This window comes from Bradyrhizobium sp. UNPA324, assembly GCF_006658635.1.
GTDB classification, from domain to species: Bacteria; Pseudomonadota; Alphaproteobacteria; order Rhizobiales; family Xanthobacteraceae; genus Bradyrhizobium; species Bradyrhizobium nanningense.
The window spans coordinates 5,372,544-5,387,049 of sequence record NZ_LFJD01000004.1 but is presented as its reverse complement, the minus strand read 5'-3'; the positions used below and the strand labels follow the sequence as shown (position 1 = coordinate 5,387,049).

General features: G+C 66.0%; 10 protein-coding genes. 6 read left to right on the top strand and 4 right to left on the bottom strand.

Annotated elements, in window-relative coordinates; translation table 11 throughout:
- The first annotated feature begins 113 nt into the window (after positions 1-113).
- The 3 genes from UNPA324_RS25845 (at position 114) to UNPA324_RS25835 (ending at position 5,557) form a co-directional block, all read left to right on the top strand.
- A complete protein-coding gene (locus tag UNPA324_RS25845) occupies positions 114-3,551 on the top strand; it encodes an SEL1-like repeat protein (RefSeq protein WP_164936381.1) in 3,438 nt (1,145 codons plus the stop codon).
- Between the two features lie 321 nt (positions 3,552-3,872).
- On the top strand, positions 3,873-4,790 hold the full coding sequence (locus UNPA324_RS25840; protein WP_128920321.1) for a sulfite exporter TauE/SafE family protein: 918 nt from the start codon (positions 3,873-3,875) through the stop codon (positions 4,788-4,790).
- Complete coding sequence (locus UNPA324_RS25835; protein ID WP_128920320.1) at positions 4,787-5,557, top strand: TIGR02186 family protein; 771 nt, start codon at positions 4,787-4,789, stop codon at positions 5,555-5,557. Before UNPA324_RS25840 ends, UNPA324_RS25835 begins: the two co-directional genes overlap by 4 nt.
- Positions 5,558-5,801: 244 nt before the next feature.
- Here the strand turns inward: UNPA324_RS25835 and UNPA324_RS25825 are convergent, their stop codons facing one another.
- Together UNPA324_RS25825 and UNPA324_RS25820 are read right to left on the bottom strand one after the other, a co-directional pair.
- Entirely contained in the window at positions 5,802-6,575 is a 774-nt protein-coding gene (locus UNPA324_RS25825) for an MBL fold metallo-hydrolase (protein WP_128920319.1), read from the bottom strand.
- Between the two features lie 12 nt (positions 6,576-6,587).
- Positions 6,588-7,499, bottom strand: a complete 912-nt coding sequence (locus UNPA324_RS25820) for a DMT family transporter (protein ID WP_128920318.1) — start codon at positions 7,497-7,499, stop codon at positions 6,588-6,590.
- Between the two features lie 110 nt (positions 7,500-7,609).
- On the opposite strand from UNPA324_RS25820, the gene UNPA324_RS25815 reads away from it, so the two are divergent.
- Positions 7,610-8,473: a LysR family transcriptional regulator gene (locus tag UNPA324_RS25815; protein WP_164936380.1), complete on the top strand. Its 864-nt coding sequence runs from the start codon at positions 7,610-7,612 to the stop codon at positions 8,471-8,473.
- A 32-nt stretch (positions 8,474-8,505) separates the two neighbouring features.
- Here UNPA324_RS25815 and UNPA324_RS25810 read toward each other — a convergent pair whose 3' ends face one another.
- Positions 8,506-8,751 carry a hypothetical protein gene (locus UNPA324_RS25810; RefSeq protein WP_128920316.1) on the bottom strand — a complete coding sequence of 82 codons (246 nt, stop codon included), beginning with the start codon at positions 8,749-8,751 and terminating at the stop codon, positions 8,506-8,508.
- Between the two features lie 206 nt (positions 8,752-8,957).
- Between UNPA324_RS25810 and UNPA324_RS25805 the strand changes: the two genes are divergently transcribed.
- Positions 8,958-11,474 (top strand): glycogen/starch/alpha-glucan phosphorylase, encoded by a 2,517-nt coding sequence (locus UNPA324_RS25805; protein WP_181769519.1) that lies wholly within the window; start codon positions 8,958-8,960, stop codon positions 11,472-11,474.
- 94 nt (positions 11,475-11,568) lie between these two features.
- Complete coding sequence (locus UNPA324_RS25800) at positions 11,569-12,384, top strand: acyl-CoA thioesterase (protein ID WP_141936614.1); 816 nt, start codon at positions 11,569-11,571, stop codon at positions 12,382-12,384.
- A gap of 249 nt (positions 12,385-12,633) precedes the next feature.
- Here the strand turns inward: UNPA324_RS25800 and UNPA324_RS25795 are convergent, their stop codons facing one another.
- A complete protein-coding gene (locus tag UNPA324_RS25795) occupies positions 12,634-14,250 on the bottom strand; it encodes a phosphoenolpyruvate carboxykinase (protein WP_141936612.1) in 1,617 nt (538 codons plus the stop codon).
- Positions 14,251-14,506: the final 256 nt, after the last annotated feature.

Below are 14,506 nucleotides of genomic sequence, written 5' to 3'. Positions count from 1 at the left end.
AGTCGGTTTTCGAGGCAGACGACCCGCGCCAAATTCGATTGTCTTTGCAACCGGCACGCGTGGGGAGGCTGGAGGCGCCGGGTGGGGCGCCGGAGTCGGAACCGGACAGAGTCATGAATTCGCGCGTATCGTGGAGTGTGGACGGCATCGATCCATCCGTCAGGGAGCGGGCCGAAGCTGCTGCGCGTCGCGCGGGCATGTCACTCAACGATTGGCTGAACTCCACGCTCGGCGAGACGGCCCCGCCAAACCTTCGCGGATCTTACGATCAACGTCAGGATCAACGTCCGCAAGCCATGCCGAGCCAGGAGAGCCGCGAAGTCGCCGACATCCACCAGCGGCTCGACGCGATCACCCAGCAGATCGAACGGATTTCGAAGCCCGCGCCGCGCCAGGAATCGTCGAGACCAGACGTCTCGCGCGAGCAGGGGGTCGCACGCCAGCTCAACGACGCGATCTCGCGGCTCGATGCGCGGCTGTCGCAAATCTCCCGGCCGCAGCAGCCTCAACCGCAGCAGCCGCAGGCCCCGCGCCCCGCGCCGGTCGACACGCGCCAGCGCCAGGCCGATGCGGTCGAGCGCGCGGCCGCGCAGGTCTATCGCAACGCCCCTCCCCTGAGCCCCGCTTCATTCGACGTCGCCGTCGCCGAGATCACCGCGCGCCAGAGCGAGCTCGATGGCTTTGCGCCGAGGCAAATGCCGCCGCGCGCCGCGCCCTCCATTGCGCCTCATGCAGCTCCCTTCGCGCCCCCGATGGCGCCGCCCGCGCCTATCTATGCGCCGCCGCCACCGCAAGCGGGGCCGGATTTCTCCTCCCTCGAGCGCCACCTGCTCAAGATAACGAGCCAGATCGAGGCGCTGCAGCGCCCCGACAATACCGAGCAGGCGATCAACGCCTTCCGCAGCGAGCTCGCCGAGATCCGCACCGCCATCACCGAGGCGATGCCGCGGCGCGCGATCGAATCGATCGAGAACGAGATCCGCTCGCTGCATCGGCGCATCGACGAGACGCGCTCCAACGGCACCGACGGCCAGGTGCTGTCGGGCATCGAGCACGCGCTGTCCGACATCAAGCAGGTGCTGCGCACGCTGACGCCGGCCGAGCAGCTCACCGGCTATGACGAGGCGATCCGCAATCTCGGCGCCAAGCTCGACCTGATCCTGCGCGCCAATGACGATCCCTCGACGGTGCATCAGCTCGAAAGCGCGATCGCGGCGCTGCGCGGCATCGTCTCCAACGTCGCCTCCAACGAAGCGCTGGCCCGCCTGTCGGAAGACGTCCAGCTGTTGTCGTCCAAGGTCGACCAGGTCACTCGCGCTTCCGGCCAGGGCGACACCTTTGCGGTGCTGGAGCAGCGCATTGCCGCGCTCACCGCGGCGCTGGAAACCCGCGAGCGGCCGCAGCCGTCCGAAAGCACCGAGCATCTGGAAGCTGCGATCCGCGCGCTGTCGGACCGCTTCGACCGCATGCAGGTCGGCAACGATTCCGCCTCGACTTTCGCACATCTCGAACAGCGCGTCTCGTACCTGCTGGAGCGGATCGAAGCCGCCTCCGACCCACGCAACGGCAACTTAAGCCGCGTCGAGGACGGGCTGCACGACATTCTCAGGCACCTGGAGCGGCAGCAGGCGACCTATTCCGCGCTGGCCGAGAGCCGCAATTCGGCCCCCGTCGATTCCGGCGTGGTCGATCTCGTCAAGCGCGAGCTGTCCGACATCCGCTTCAGCCAGGCCGAGACCAACCGCAGCACCCAGGACTCGCTCGACGCCGTCCACAGCGCGCTCGGCCATGTCGTCGATCGCCTGTCCATGATCGAGGGTGATCTGCGCGCGGTGCGTACGGCGCCGCCGGCCGCTGCGCCGCAGCCGATGTCGATGCCGATGGCCGCTCCCATTGCTGCTTCCATGGAGCCGGCGCCGGTCGCGCGTGAACCGCGGCCGCAAGTACAGCCGCCGAAATACGATCCGAAGCCCGAGCTTCCGAATCCCGCTGCCGCGCAAGGGCCGCAATCCGCCTTCGCCGCCGCGCCGCGTGAATTCCATGCCGCTGCACCCGCCGCGCCGCCGCCGGTGCCGCCGGCACCGCCGGTTCCGCCGCGTGCGATCAGCGAGATCCTGGAGCCGCATACGGCACCCGCGCGCGCCGCGCTCGCACCCGAATTGCCGCCGGATCATCCGCTCGAGCCCGGCACGCGGCCGGGTGGACGCGCCACGCCGTCGGAGCGCATCGCCGCCTCCGAGAGCGCGATCAGCGGCATTCCCGCTGCTGCGAAAGAGCCGGTCTCGTCGTCGAGCTTCATCGCGGCCGCCCGCCGCGCCGCCCAGGCCGCCGCCGCGCAGCCACCCGAAAAGACCGGCCGCGCCGCCAAGGCTGCGGCCCGCGCCAAGAATGCGGACAAGGGCAAGGACGGCGGCTCGACCATCACCTCGAAGATCCGCTCGCTGCTGGTCGGCGCGAGCGTCGTCGTGATCGTGCTCGGCACCTTCAAAATGGCGATGAACCTGCTCGAGGGCAGCCCGCCGCCGGCGCCGCAGGCCATGGACAATACGTTGAGCCAGCCCGCGCCGCAGGCCCCGCCGTCACCGCCGGTGATCGAGAACAAGCCCGCCACGCCCGAGCAGGTCACGCCATCGATGACCTCGCCGACACCGATCGGACGGCAATCCCAGAACAACGCCGCGCCGGCTCCCGCCGCCAATTCGGGCAACTCGGCCTCGGTTGAAATTCCGCCGGCGCCAGCGACGACGCCGCCCGCGCCTGCGGCGAGCAGCGACGTCACCGGCGCGCTGTCGGGCACCAGCCGCGCCAAGCTCGGCCTCATCCAGGTGCCGCCGAGCGAAAAGCTGCCTGACGGCATCGGTGGCCCGGCCTTGCGCACCGCCGCGATGAAGGGCGATGCGACCGCGGCCTACGAGATCGGCTTGCGCTTTGCCGAAGGCAAGGGCGTTGCCACCAACTACGACGAAGCCGCGAAATGGTACGACCGCGCCGCACAGGCCGGCGTGATCCCCGCGACCTTCCGCCTCGGCACGCTCTACGAGAAGGGCTTAGGGGTGAAGAAGGACGCCGACATCGCGCGCCGCTACTACACCCAGGCCGCCGAGCGCGGCAACGCCAAGGCGATGCACAATCTCGCGGTGCTCGATGCCGATGGCGGCGGACGCGGCGCCAATTACAAGAGCGCGGCGCAGTGGTTCCGCAAGGCCGCCGATCGCGGCGTCGCCGACAGCCAGTTCAACCTCGGCATCCTCTATGCCCGCGGCATCGGCGTCGAACAGAACCTCGCCGAGTCCTACAAATGGTTCAGCCTCGCAGCCGCGCAGGGTGATGCGGATGCGTCAGGCAAGCGCGACGACGTCGCCAAGCGTCTCGACCCGCAATCGCTCGCCGCCGCCAAGCTCGCGATCCAGACTTTCAGCGCCGAGCCGCAGCCCGACGACGCGGTCAACGTCGCGTCCCCCGCCGGCGGCTGGGACACCGCGCCGCAGGCAAGCGCCAAGCCCGCGCCGAAGCCGGTCGCGGCGAAGAAGTCGGCGTCGGCAGCGCACTAAGCGGCTTAATACAACGCTCTCTCATCCTGTCGTCGCCCGGCTTGACCGGGCGACCCAGTATTCCAGAGGCCGGCGTCAAGGAGCTCGCTCTCACAACAACGGGGCGGCGTACTGGATGCCCCGGTCAAGACGGGGCATGACAGCGGAGAAGGTGGCGAGATCGCACAGGATGCACCATCCGATCCCTCGCCACCATTCACCACGCCCAAAATTCCCGGTCCCTCCCCGCTCCGAATTCCGCTATTGAGGGACGCGGCAATCGTTCCAGCCTTCCGGCGAGCATTCCGCAATCGATCCGTCTCGCCGGAGCGTGGTCCTTCGATGCAGCTCTATCTTCCGATCGCCGATCTTCCCGTCAACGTCTTCCTGGTGCTGGCCATGGGCGCCGCGGTCGGCTTCGTCTCGGGCATGTTCGGAATCGGCGGCGGCTTCCTGATGACGCCGCTTCTGATCTTCATCGGCATCACGCCGGCGGTCGCGGTCGCCTCGGTCGCGAGCCACATCGCGGCCTCCTCCTTTTCCGGCGCGCTGTCTTATTGGCGGCGACGCGCGATCGATCCGGCACTGGCAAGCGTCCTCTTATGCGGCGGCGTGACCGGCACCGCACTCGGCGTGTGGACCTTCACGCAGCTGCGCGCGCTCGGCCAGCTCGATCTGATGATCGCGCTCTCTTACGTGGTTCTGCTCGGCACCGTCGGCAGCCTGATGTTCTCGGAAGGCCTGCGCGCCCTGATGCGAACCCGGCGCGGCGCGCTGCCGCCGCGCCGCACGCACAACTGGATCCACGGGCTGCCGCTGAAGATGCGGTTCAAGCGCTCGAGGATCTATCTCTCGGTCATCCCCGTGGTGGTGGTCGGCATCATGATCGGCTTCATCGGCGCCATCATGGGCATCGGCGGCGGCTTCATCCTGGTGCCGATCATGATCTATCTCTTGCGGGTGCCGACCTCGACGGTGATCGGGACCTCGATGGTGCTGACGCTCGTCACGATGCTGTTCGCGACCATGCTGCACGCGGTGACCAATCACCTCGTCGACGCCGTGCTGGCGCTGATCCTGATGGTCGGTGGCGTCACCGGCGCGCAATTCGGGGCACGCGCCGGCCAGAAGATCCGCGGCGAGCAATTGCGGCTGCTGCTCGGCCTTCTGATCCTCTCGGTCGGCGTTCGCTTCGCGATCGAGCTGGTGATCCAACCCTCGGATCTCTTCACCATCCGCGAGCTGGGAGTGAGCGGATGATTCGCCCCCTCCTCGCCTTCCTTCTCGTCCTGCTGCTCGGCTCAGCCGCGCGCGCGGAGCGGCTGATCGTATCGGTCTCCAACCACCGCGTCACGGTGACACCGAACTATTCCGGCGAGGAGCTGGTGCTGTTCGGCTCGGTCGAGAAGGATGCCACCACGCCCCCCGATCGCACCGCCTACGATCTCGTCGTCACCGTGATGGGCCCGCACGCCGACATGGTGACGCGGCGGAAGGAACGCACCTTCGGCATCTGGATCAACACCGATTACCGGCAATTCCTGCAGGTGCCGAGCTATCTGGCGCTGTTTGCCAACCGCTCCTTCGACGCGATCACCTCGCCCGAGATCGCGCGGCGGCAGCAGATCGGGCTGAACAACGTGCTGCTGATGCAGCGGGTCGGCGGCGACTTTGCCGACGTGGTGCCGAACGACGCGTTCCGCTCGGCGTTCATCCGCCTGCGCACCCAGCGCGGGCTCTATCGCGAGGATCCAAGCGCCGTCACCTTCCTGACGCCGACGCTGTTCCGCACCGGCATTCCACTGCCGGCGGAGGTGCCGATCGGCACCTATGAAGTGGAGATCAAGCTGTTTGCGAACGGCGCGTTCATCGGCAAGACCGAGACCGCGTTCGAGATCGTCAAGGTCGGCTTCGAGCAATTCGTCGCCACCACCGCGAGGCAGAACGGGCTGATCTACGGCCTCGTCACCGCCGCGATGGCGCTGATGACGGGCTGGATGGCGTCGATCGTGTTTCGGAAGGATTGACCACATCGTCAGTGCAACGAGGGAGGTTGCGTTTATCGCGTTCCTTCCTCTCGTGTCCCGGACGCGTCGCAACGCTCTTGGCGTTGCGGCGCAGAGCCGGGACCCAGAACGCCATGTGGTGGAATGCGGAGGCATGGGCCCCGGCTCGGCAGCGCACCGCCGAAGAGGCGCTGCGCTGCGTCCGGGGCACGAGACCTGCGTTCGTGCAACGCCGCATGGACTGCGGAAATGAGGGCTGCGGCAACTACGGCGCCTCGATCACTGTCGGCACGCCCGGCTCCAGCAGCCGCAGCCGCGTCCCGAAGCCGAGCGCGTCGAACGTCTTGCGCAGATCCTCGCCGGTCTGGCGGAAATGCGCCCAGCCTTCGGTATGCACGGGCACGATCATCGCCTCGGGAAAGGCGCGCGCGGTCTCGATGGCGTCGTTGGTGTCCATGGTGAGATGGAACGGACCGCGCGTCTGCGCCGCGCCGGCAAACGGCAGCACCACGCCGCATTTGAAGCGGCGCGCGACTTCGGCAACGCCGTCGAACCATGTGGTGTCGCCGCTGATATAGACCGGGCTGGTGTCCCTCCGGCTTGAGGACACCACGAAGCCGATCACGTCGCCCGACAGCGGCTCGATGCCGGCCGGGCCATGGCGCGCCGGTGTCGCGGTGATCGTCAGTGTGTTGCCGTCGCTGTCCTTCAGTTGCGCAGTGCTCCACGGCGCAAGGCCCTCGACATGGCCGCCAAGACGCTTTGCACCCGCTTCCGTCGTCAGCACGCGCTTGACCTTATGGAGATAGTCGCGGCCCGAATTGTCGAGGTTGTCGGAATGCTGGTCGTGGCTGAGCAGCACGGCATCGACCGGGCCGATCGCATCGGGCCTCAATGCGGGGCCGATGGTCTTCTCCAGCTTCACATGCGGCAGCTGGTAGGCGCCGGGCGCATCGAAGGTCGGATCGGTAAGCAGACGGAAGCCGTCGATCTCGATCAGCGCAGTGGGGCCGCCGATCAGGGTGATGGAAATGGGCATGACGAACTCCTGTTACGAGACGGGCTTTGCCGGGCGCGTCACCAGATAGATGCCGAGCGCCACCGGAATGATGCCGAGGAGGTCACGCGCTTCGACGTGTTCACCGAGGACCAGATAGGCGAACAGCATGCCGAGTGGCGGCATCAGGAAATGATAGGCGCTGGCGGCGGTCGCGCCGCACACTTTCAGGAGATGGAACCAGAGCCAATAAGCGAGGATCGAGCCGCCCAGCACGAGGAACGCAGAGGCGCCGATCAGGCTCGGCGTGACATCGATCGCGTGGACATCGGCGAAGGTGAGCGCGATCGGCGTCAGCACGAGGCCGGCGGCGAGGTTCTGCACGCCGTTGCCGATCCACAACGATCCCTTCGGCGCGAGCAGCTTGAACAGGATGGTGCCGGCGACGATCGAGACGAGCGCGGCCAGCGTGAAGACGATGCCGTGCAGCGAGTCCGTGCCGACCGACAAGCGATGCCAGACGATCAGCGTCACGCCGGTGATGCCGAGCAGCAGGCCGCCGGCCTTCCGCCATGTCATGCGCTCGCCGAGCAGCAGGGCGGCGAGCGCCGCTGTGAATACCGGATTGGCCGACACGATCAGGCCGCCGAGGCCGGCGGAGACCGATTGCAGGCCGGTGTAGCCGAGGCCGAGATAGAGCGCGTTGTTGGCGATGCCGAGCACGGCGAAGATCACGGCATCGCGCCAGGTCAATGACCAGGCCTCGCCGCGGATCAGCGTTGCGCCGAGGATCAAAATGCCCGCGAGCGAAAAGCGCGCGGCGAGCAGGATCAGCGGCGGGCAATGGGTGACGCCGATCTTGCCGGCGACGAAGGCGTAGCTCCAGAGCAGGCAGAACAGGCCGATGGCGAGTGGCAGCGTGTTGAAGCGGGTGCGGGGAGCCGAGACCGAGGGGGCGAGCGACATGAGGGGCATTCTCGGATGTTTTCTTCTGCCCCTCGATCTAGGGAGGCCGCTTGCCATTTGGAAATTAAATGATTAACTTCCGATCAGTTGATTTTCGAATGGAGGCGGCGATGCTCGATCTCGAGCTGCTGCGCAGCTTCGTCTCGGTGGTCGAGGCCGGCGGCTTCACCCGCGCCGGCGAACGCGTCCACCGCACGCAGTCGACCGTGAGCCAGCAGATCAAGCGGCTGGAAGACGACATCGGCCAGGTGCTGCTGCATCGCGACGGCAAGAATGTGCGCCCGACCGAGGCCGGCGAGCGGCTGCTGTCCTATGCGCGCCGACTGCTCTCGCTGGCCGAGGAAGCCCGCGACGTGCTGCGCCAGCCGGATGGCGAAGGCGCGATCCGGCTCGGCATTCCCGAGGATTTCGCGGCCTACCGGCTGACCAAATTGCTCGGTGCATTTTCGCGCTCGCATCCGGGCCTGCGGCTCGACGTGCGCGCCGATCAGAGCAAGCACCTGGCGCGTGATCTCGAGCGCGGCGAGCTCGACCTTGCGCTCTACAAGCGCGAGGCCGGCGCGAAGGATGCGATCGCGGTGTGGCCGGAGCGGGTGCACTGGGTCACCAGCAAGAGCCATCCGGTCGATGTCGACGTTTCCTCGGTGCCGCTGATCGGCTTTCCGCTCGGCTGCATCTATCGGGCCGGGGCTATCCATGCGCTGGAAAGCGCAGGCCGCGCCTGGCACACCGCCTACACCTCATCGAGCCTCGCCGGCATCCAGGCCGCGGTCGCTGCCGGAATGGGACTGAGCATCCTGTCGGAGATGGCCATCCAGTCCGATCACCGCGTGCTGACGGCGAAGGAAGGTTTTGCGCCGATCAACAAGACCGAGGTCGCATTGATGGCCGCGCCGGATGCGAGCCCGGCCACGCTGCGGCTTGCGGATCGTCTCGCCGAATTTTGCGATGCGGTGCAGGCCAAGGCTGCCTAGATTGGCGGCCTAGATTCGCGAGGGCCCGCCGCTCAATTCACCGCGGACATCAGCCTGGTGCCGCACGCATTCGCATAAAACTTGCCGCCGCATTGCCGCTTGATGGCGGCGCAGCGGGCCGCGGGCGAGGCATTCTGCGGGACCGTAAAACCGCAGCTCAGACCATCTGCGCTGCGACCGGGCTTGCCGGCGGCAAACGCGGCGCTGGAGGCGCTGATGCAGACGACGAGCAGGGCCGCCGCGGCGATTTCGATCAGCAGTCGCTTCAGCAGTTTCATGGGAACGTTTCTCCACACTGATGGCTGAATTGATCGGCAACCTAGCACGGAAATCCCGGTTTCTCCGTGCTCGTCCGGGTTCCAAAGCGGCCCGTTCCTTGCATAAATTTGCGCCAGCGCAGTGCACGGCCGCGCCCGTGACTGTTCCGGTGCAGGGGCAGGACGCGTAGGGTGAGGTGTGTTGTTTCGACCAGGAAGTGACGGCTTTGCAAGATCAATCGTTCCAGCCCAGTTTTCCCGCTGCCACGCAGCCCATCGACGAGCTCGCGCTGGCTGAGATCAAGGGCGCGATCCTGGCGAAGCTGCGGCTTGCCATCGGCAAGGATGCCGGCATGGCGACCAAGCACGACTGGTATCAGGCCGCGGCGCTCGCTCTGCGCGACCGCATCGTGCATCGCTGGCTCACCGCGGACAAGCACAGCTACGACGCCGGCCGCAAGCGCGTCTATTATCTCTCGCTCGAATTTTTGATCGGCCGTCTGTTCAGCGACGCCCTCAACAACATGGGCCTGCTCAAGATCTTCGAGGTCGCGCTCGGCGATCTCGGCGTCTCGCTGCCGGAGCTCCGCAAATGCGAGCCGGACGCCGCGCTCGGCAATGGCGGCCTCGGCCGCCTCGCCGCCTGCTTCATGGAGAGCATGGCGACGCTGTCGATCCCCGCGATCGGCTACGGCATCCGCTACGATTACGGCCTGTTCCGCCAGATCATCAACCAGGGCTGGCAGCAGGAATATCCGGACGAATGGCTGAGCTTCGGCAACCCCTGGGAATTGCAGCGGCCCGAGGTGATCTACGACATCAATTTCGGCGGCGGGGTCGAGCATGTCGACGACAAGGGCCGCGACCGCGCGATCTGGCATCCGGGCGAGACGGTGCAGGCGATCGCCTACGACACGCCGATCGTCGGCTGGCGTGGCCAGCACGTCAATGCGCTGCGCCTGTGGTCGGCGCGCTCGCCCGATCCGCTCAAGCTCGATGCCTTCAACAAGGGAGACTATGTCAGCGCCAGCGCCGAGCAGTCGCGCGCGGAGGCGATCTGCAAATTCCTCTATCCGAACGACGAGAGCCCGGCGGGCCGCGAGCTGCGCCTGCGCCAGGAATATTTCTTCGTCTCGGCCTCGCTCCAGGATCTGGTGAAGCGGCATCTCGCCTCCGACGGCCAGCTGCGCAGCCTGGCCAGCAAGGTCGCCGTGCAGCTCAACGACACCCATCCGAGCCTCGCGGTCACCGAGCTGATGCGGATCCTCGTCGATTTGCACAATTTCCGCTGGGACGAGGCCTGGAAGATCACGGTCGCCACGCTCTCCTACACCAACCATACGCTGCTGCCCGAGGCGCTGGAGACCTGGCCGGTCGAGCTGTTCGAGCGGCTGTTGCCACGGCACCTCGAGATCATCTACCGCATCAACGTGCAGCATTTGGCGCTCGCCGAGGCGCGCTGCCCCGGCGACATCGATTTCCGCGCCTCGGTCTCGCTGATCGACGAGAAGAGCGGGCGTCGCGTGCGCATGGGCCAGCTCGCCTTCGTCGGCTCGCACCGCATCAATGGCGTTTCGGGCATGCATTCGGACCTGATGCGCGAGACCGTGTTCCACGACCTCAATCATCTCTATCCCGGCCGCATCACCAACAAGACCAACGGCATCACCTTCCGCCGCTGGCTGATGCTGGCGAACCCGAAGCTGACCGATCTGTTGCGCGAGACCTGCGGCGAAGCCGTGCTCGACGATCCGACCCAGCTCTCGCTGATCGAGGCGCGCGCCAGCGACGTCGAATTCCAGAAGAAATTCCGTAGCGTCAAGCTCCACAACAAGGCCGCGCTGGCGCGCCTGATCGGCGAGCGGCTCGGCATCAAGGTCGACCCGACCGCTTTGTTCGACGTGCAGATCAAGCGCATCCACGAATACAAGCGCCAGCTGCTCAACGTCATCGAGACGGTCGCCCTGTACCAGGCGATCAAGGACGATCCCAACGGCAATTGGGTGCCGCGGGTGAAGATCTTCGCCGGCAAGGCGGCGGCGAGCTACCGCTACGCCAAGCTGATCATCAAGCTGATCAACGACGTCGCGGAGGTCGTCAACAACGACGCCACGATCGGCGGCAAGCTCAAGGTCGTGTTCCTGCCCGACTACAATGTCAGCCTCGCCGAGGTGATCATTCCAGCGGCCGACCTCTCCGAGCAGATCTCGACCGCCGGCATGGAAGCCTCCGGCACCGGCAACATGAAACTGGCGCTCAACGGCGCCATCACCATCGGCACGCTCGACGGCGCCAATATCGAGATCCGCGACCATGTCGGCGCGGAGAACATCGCGATCTTCGGCATGGAGGCCGGCGACGTGATGATCCGCCGCAAGCAGGGGCTGGACGCCTCCGACGTGATCCTCAGTTCGCCGAAGCTGCAGCGCGCCATCAATGCGATCGGCAGCGGCGGGTTCTCGCCCGGCGATCCCGGCCGCTTCGAATCCATCGCGCACGCGCTGCGCTATCTCGACCATTACATGGTCAGCGCCGATTTCGATTCCTACTACGAGGCGCAGCGTGCGGTCGATGCGCGCTGGCAGGTGACGCCGGCCTGGACCCGCGCCTCCATCCTCAACGTCGCGCGCATGGCGTGGTTCTCCTCGGACCGCACCATTCGCGAATACGCCGAGGAGATCTGGAACGTGCCGGTGAATCCGAACACGCCGCTGCTGCCTGATCTGCGCGACGTCGCAGGCTGATTTTCCGCACCGTGGAAGCGGCTACTCCGGAGGTAATTGCATAAACCGGCATCGGACGTGATATGACGTCCGTCATTGAAAGCCGGATCAGACAATGCACGCCAAGCTCCCGCACCCCTTCGACGAGGCCACCCGCATCACCGCCGGTGACTCGAGCTGGCAGGGGCACACCAGCGACGATTACTGGGCCTTTGTCGGCCCGTTTGGCGGCGCCACCGCCGCGACCATCTTGCGGGCGCTGATCGAGCATCCGGACCGCGCCGGCGATCCGCTGGCGCTCACCGTCAATTACTGCGCGCCGATCGCCAAGGGTCCGTTCGACCTCGACGTGCGGCTGGTGAAGGCCAACCGTTCCAGCCAGCACTGGAGCGTCGAGCTCAGCCAAGGCGGCGGCGAGGTCGCAACGCTCGCCACCGCCGTGTTCGCCGAGCGCCGGCCGTCCTGGGAGCATCGGGTGGCGCAATATCCTGACGCAAAGCCGTTCGAGGAGACGCTGCCGTTTCCGAAGATCGCGGCGTCCTGGGCCAATCAATATGAATTCCGCTTCGTCGAGGGCGAGATGCGGATCGGCCCGCAGCAGGCCGAGCCCGCCAGCACCTATTCGAAGATCTGGATCGGCGACCGCACGCCGCGCAAGCTCGACATGCTGTCGCTGATGTCGATGTCGGATGCCTTCTTCGGCCGCATCTTCCACGCCCGCCGCGAGTTGGTGCCGTTCGGCACGGTGTCGCTGACGACCTATTTCCACACCGACAGCGAGGAGCTTGCGAGCGAAGACATCACGCGCGTGCTGGCGACCGCTGATTCGAAGATCATGCACAAGAGCTACGCCGACCAGAATGCCGAGCTGTGGTCGCCGAACGGCCGCCTGCTCGCGACCACGACGCAGATTGCGTATTTCAAGGCGTAGCCACGCTGTCGTCCCGGACAAGCGCGCCATAAGCGCGCGCCGATCCGGGACCCATAACCACAGGGAGTAGTTTGGCGAAGATTCCGAGCGTTCTTTTCTTCGCTGGTACTCGCGCCGTACTTCCCCGATGGATCACGCGGTATGGGTCCCCGCGTTCGCGGGGACGACACCAGCTGTATGGCGAGCGACGTGGCCGCAAAAAAAGGGCGGCCCTGCGACCGCCCTTTCGCATTCCAATCGCTGCGAGCCTTACTCCGCCGCCAGCTTCACATCCGGGGCCGCCGCGCGCACGTCGGCGTCGACCTGGGCTTCGAACTTGGCGAAGTTCTTCTGGAACATGCCGACCAGCGCGCGGGCGGTCTTGTCGAACTCGTCCTTGTCCTTCCAGGTGTTGACCGGGTTGAGGATTTCGCTGGGCACGCCCGGCAGCGCGGTCGGGACCGAGAAGCCGAAATACTTGTCGGTGCGGAATTCGACGTTGCGAAGCGAGCCGTCGAGCGCGGCGGTGAGCAGCGCGCGCGTCACCTTGATCGGCATGCGGCTGCCTGTGCCGTACTTGCCGCCGGTCCACCCGGTGTTGACCAGCCAACAATCGACATTGTGCTGGGCGATGAGGTCGCGCAGCATGTTGCCGTAGACGGATGGATCGAGCGGCAGGAAGGGTGAGCCGAAGCAGGTCGAGAATTCCGGCTGCGGCTCTTTGCCGAGACCGCGCTCGGTGCCGGCGACCTTGGCGGTGTAGCCGGACAGGAAGTGGTACATCGCCTGCGCCGGCGACAGCTTGGCGATCGGCGGCAGCACGCCGAAGGCGTCGGCCGCGAGCATCACCACGTTCTTCGGCTGCGGCGCGCGGCCGGTACGCGAGGCGTTCGGGATGAACTCGAGCGGATAGGCCGAACGCGTGTTCTCGGTCTTGGAGCCGTCGTCGAAATCCACCACGCGGGTGTCCTCGTCGAGCACGCAATTCTCGAGCACCGCGCCGAAGCGCGTGCTTGCGGCATAGATCTGCGGCTCGGCTTCCTGCGACAGCTTGATGCACTTGGCATAGCAGCCGCCCTCGAAATTGAAGACGCCGTTCGGGCCCCAGCCATGCTCGTCGTCGCCGATCAGCGTGCGGTTGGGATCGGCCGACAGCGTGGTCTTGCCGGTGCCCGAAAGCCCGAAGAAGATCGCGGTGTCGCCCTTGGCGCCGACATTGGCCGAGCAGTGCATCGGCATCACGCCGCGCTCGGGCAGATAATAGTTCAGCGTGGTGAAGACCGACTTCTTCATCTCGCCGGCATAATAAGACCCGCCGATCAGGACGATCTTGCGGGCGAAATCGATCGCGACGACGTTCTCCGAACGGCAGCCGTGACGTTTGGGATCGGCGCGGAAGCTCGGCATGTCGATGATGGTGAGCTCAGGCACGAAGGTCGACAGCTCGATCGCCTCGGGGCGGATCAGAAGCGTGCGGATGAACAGCGAGTGCCAGGCGAGCTCGGTGAAGACGCGCGTCTTGATCCGGTAGGCCGGGTCGGCGCCGCCGTACAGGTCCTGCGCGAACAGCGTCTTGCCTTCGGCGTGCTTGAGGAAGTCCTGATGGAGCGTCTCGAACTGCTCCGCGGTGATGGACTGGTTGCCGGTCCACCACATCTTCTTGTCGGTGGTGGCGTCACGCACCGTGAACTTGTCCTTCGGGCTGCGCCCGGTGAACTCGCCGGTGTCGGCGCAGAGTGCGCCATCAGCGGACAGCACCGCCTCGCCCGCAGCGAGCGAGTATTGATAGAGTTGCGGCGCACCGAGGTTCCAGTGAACCTGCTTGAGCTTCTTTAAGCCGAATTTGTCGGCGCCAAAGGCACCGTTGCGCACGCCGGTCTCTTGCACGAAAAAATCCTCCTAGAACCCGCGACATTCAGCGGACCAAGTTTGGCGCCGTCGCGGTCACCGTGATTGTGGGCCATTCGGCCTCGGCTGAACGACCTAATAATCATGAACGCTGGCGTTGCCAAGCTGATCCCGTAGGATTTGGTTTATTCAAGGACCGCGCCAAACGTCGCGCATGTCAGCTCTGAGCAGCTGCATCACGAAATCACCAATGATCGCGCAACCAAATGCGTGTTTGTGCGTTACATCGGGTTAT